Below are 3,069 nucleotides of genomic sequence, written 5' to 3'. Positions count from 1 at the left end.
GTTTGAATGGAGTGAAAACCAGCGCCTTGAGACGCTGGTTGGTATCACTCGGGCTTATAGCCCTTGAACAAACCACCCGTTTTACGGGTGGTCATGATTATTAAATTTTTAATTATCAAAGAAAGATTGATTATGATTTACGATTTTTATATTAACAAAGACATCAAGGATAGATTTAGAATTTTATCGGATGATAAGCTTATTTATTATGGATATAAGGAAGGAAATAGCACTTCGTTTTTCGATGCATTTATCGGTTCAAGTTTTGACAAGGGATCGAATTTTGTGTTTTACGATGAAAACGAAGATGTCGTGATGAAGGTTGAGCGTATTTTTTATGAAAATAACAAAAAATACGTAATAAATTCCAAGAATGTGAATTTTACATTAGAATCTGACATGTCTAACACTATTAAATACGACAACGACAAAGTGATTGATATTTCAGATTTCAAACATATCAATGTATTTGATTTTGGTAACATAGAATTAAACAAGAAAGGTTTCAGCATTTACGAAAAGTTTACATTGGATGTAAAGGACGAAAACTATACATTCGTTGTCATTGCTGTGGCTTTGTTTATATGGGATGTATATATTAAAGAAAGATTAGGATTTATAAAATAATGAGTAAAACGGATTTTTTTGTAAAAAACTTTGGCAGCAGAAGTGATGCCAAGAAGAAAATCATTTCAATTTTGTTGGCTAACTTATTGGCAGCTGTTGCGATTGACTTTTTCTTCAGTCAAAAGAACTTTTTGAGTGGTGGTTCTACTGGTATTGGATTGTTGGTTCAATATATAACAGGAATTCCTACAGGAGTTACAGTGTTCTTGCTTAATATTCCAATTATGATTATTGGATACAAATATTTAACTAGACAATTTGTAAACTACGCAGCGATTTCTACGATTGTTTTGTCAGTGTATTTGACTTTGTTTCACTATCTTCCAAATCCATTTATTTTAAAGGATGATATGCTTGTAGCTGTAGTTGGTGGGGCTATAAATGGTACTTCTATGGGTACACTTTTTAGGTTTGGTACTTGCAGTGGTGGATTAGATATCATAGCTGCGATTATGAAAAACGAAAAAGATATTTCGATAGGAAATGTACTTATGGCTTGTAATGCAGTTATCATCGCTATAGGAAGTGCTTTGTACGGTATTGACAAGGGATTTTATACTATTATTTCTATGTTTGTAGCTTACAGAGTTTTGGATAAAATCGAATTGGGTATTGGCGAAACAAAACAAGTTTTCGTTATAACTTCCAAAAACGAAGAAGTTGCAAATATTATTATGCAAGATATGAACCGTGGTGTTACTTTCTTACATGGTGAAGGTGCTTATTTAAACAATGAACAAGATATAATCTTCTGCGTTTTAAAAAGAGCGCAAGTTGCTTATTTGAAGAAAAAATTAAAGAAGATTGACCCTCGTGCATTTATTACAGTAAATGACGCATACGAAGTCTTGGGTAAAGGATTCGAAAGAGAAGAATATTAAGGAGTGGTATTATCAAAAATTTATTAATAGCACAATCAGGTGGACCAACTTGTGCCATCAACGCGACACTTGCTGGTTGTTACAAAAAAGCAATTGAGCTAGGATTTGACAATGTTTATGGTGCATTATACGGTGTGCAAGGATTGTTGGATTCCAAAATCATAGATTTAAAATCACAAATAAAAACTGATGAAGATTTGAACAGATTGAAAATCACTCCAGCAAGTGCATTGGGATCTTGCAGATACAAAGTAGATAGCGAAGAAAAACTTGCGAAAATCGTGGAAATTTTGAAATCATTTAACATCAATTACTTTATCTACATTGGTGGCAATGATTCGATGGACACAGTGTATCAATTATCAAAATACATCGAAAAAATTGGAGAAGATATTCATGTAATGGGTTCTCCAAAAACAATCGACAATGATTTATTCGGAACTGACCATACGCCAGGATTTGGATCTGCAGCTAAGTTTGTAGCGAATTCTGTCTATGAAATAGCAAAAGATGTCGAAATCTACGACTACAGAACGATAACTATTGTCGAAATTATGGGACGATATGCTGGATGGTTGACAGCAGCAGGAGCAATCTCCAAGAAACTTTGTAACCTTGGAGCAGACCTTGTGTATATAAGTGAAGATACATTTGAGTTTGATAATTTGGTCAAAGAAATCAATGAAAACTTCAAAAGAACGGATAATATTTTGATTTTAGTAAGTGAAGGAATCAAAGATTCTTCAAATAACTTCATATCCAAAACATCTGGCAAAACAGACAAGTTCGGCCATGCACAATTGCAAGGACCATCTCATATAATCAGAGACAAATTAAAAGAAATTTACGATATGCCGATTAGAAGTATTGAACTTAACATACTTCAAAGATGCGATATGTCATTTGCATCTAAGACAGACATCGAAGAATCATTCAAAGTTGGAGAATTTTCTGTTGAATGTGTAGAAAATCATTCCGGCAAAATGGTTGGAATCAAAAGAATTTCCAACAAACCTTATAAGACAGAATTCGAACTTGTAGATATAGAAAAAGTTGCCAACAAAACGAAAATGATAATTCCAAAATACACAGACAGCCATTTCCAAATTGACGACGAATTTATGGACTATATTCTTCCTTTAATCGAAGGAGAAATCGACGTAGAATACAAAAATGGAATAGCACAATACTTTGCATTCGACAAAGAAGATATTGTGAAATTGTAAAATCAAGAGCAGAGTTGCTAATAATTCTGCTCTTTTTTAAAAAATTGTAAAAAACACTTTACAAACCAATCTAATTGTGCTATCATAGAAAGGTAGTCGTGGTTCATTAGCTCAGATGGTAGAGCACCTGACTTTTAATCAGGGTGTCCCGGGTTCGAGTCCCGGATGAGCCACCAATAGCCGAGCTTTTGTAGCTCGGTTTTTTTAATTGATGACTTTAGTCAGTTGAGTTCGCTTGCGAACGAAACAATAAACTACCCGCTATGCGGGTAGGCGTTCTTAGGTTATACCAAAAAATCACCAAGTATTATAATAGAGTTGTTCAGACCTAAAAT

3 protein-coding genes and 1 tRNA gene are annotated in these 3,069 nt (G+C 33.7%); all 4 read left to right on the top strand.

The genetic code is table 11. The features are described 5' to 3' along the window. Nucleotides 1–93 precede the first annotated feature (93 nt). The 4 genes from KHW44_RS07915 to KHW44_RS07900 all read left to right on the top strand — a co-directional run bounded on the left by KHW44_RS07915 (nt 94) and on the right by KHW44_RS07900 (nt 2,910). Complete coding sequence (locus KHW44_RS07915) at nt 94–627, top strand: hypothetical protein (RefSeq protein WP_304068116.1); 534 nt, start codon at nt 94–96, stop codon at nt 625–627. Then, nucleotides 627–1,508 carry a YitT family protein gene (locus KHW44_RS07910; protein WP_304068113.1) on the top strand — a complete coding sequence of 294 codons (882 nt, stop codon included), beginning with the start codon at nt 627–629 and terminating at the stop codon, nt 1,506–1,508. Before KHW44_RS07915 ends, KHW44_RS07910 begins: the two co-directional genes overlap by 1 nt. Continuing rightward, a complete protein-coding gene (locus KHW44_RS07905) occupies nt 1,487–2,734 on the top strand; it encodes a diphosphate--fructose-6-phosphate 1-phosphotransferase (protein WP_316095313.1) in 1,248 nt (415 codons plus the stop codon). The genes KHW44_RS07910 and KHW44_RS07905 overlap by 22 nt, the downstream gene beginning before the upstream one ends. A 100-nt stretch (nt 2,735–2,834) precedes the next feature. Further along, nucleotides 2,835–2,910, top strand: a tRNA-Lys gene (locus KHW44_RS07900). The last annotated feature ends 159 nt before the right edge of the window (nt 2,911–3,069 follow it).

The organism is Finegoldia magna, from assembly GCF_018371055.1.
GTDB lineage: Bacteria > Bacillota > Clostridia > Tissierellales > Peptoniphilaceae > Finegoldia > Finegoldia magna_I.
The sequence above is the reverse complement of the archived record's forward strand: the minus strand, read 5'-3'. Positions and strand labels throughout refer to the sequence as shown.

What these genes read in the sequence shown, in the direction of transcription:
- KHW44_RS07915 (WP_304068116.1), top strand. Translation starts at nt 94, where the DNA reads ATGATTATTAAATTTTTAATTATCAAAGAAAGATTGATTATGATTTAC.
- KHW44_RS07910 (WP_304068113.1), top strand. Translation starts at nt 627, where the DNA reads ATGAGTAAAACGGATTTTTTTGTAAAAAACTTTGGCAGCAGAAGTGAT.